Here is a 293-nt window from a genome sequence, read left to right on the forward strand (position 1 = left end):
GGACACCTGCTCGGCAGCAATGACGGACCACGTCGTGTAATTGGCCGTGTCCACCACATTGCCTTGGTATTTCAGCGTTGGGCCGACGCCGGTCGAGATGTTGGTCAGATAGTAATTGCCGCCGGACACCACCACGCTGGTCGATCCCAACGCCTCGATCGTGACGGGGCTGGCAATCGGCACTCCGATCGTGCCGTCGCCATTGAGATCCTGCTGCAGCGTCGGCTCCAGTGCTTTCAGGGTTGGATCGCTCCCCAGGACCTCGGGAGCCGCGGCTAGCGTCGTCACGAAAT

General features: G+C 61.8%; 1 pseudogene. It reads right to left on the reverse strand.

The features are described from left to right. Positions 1–293, reverse strand: a pseudogene (locus ACTEK7_RS36665) (M10 family metallopeptidase C-terminal domain-containing protein); the annotation flags it as partial.

It is taken from the genome of Bradyrhizobium sp. JHI2711 (genome assembly GCF_056156565.1).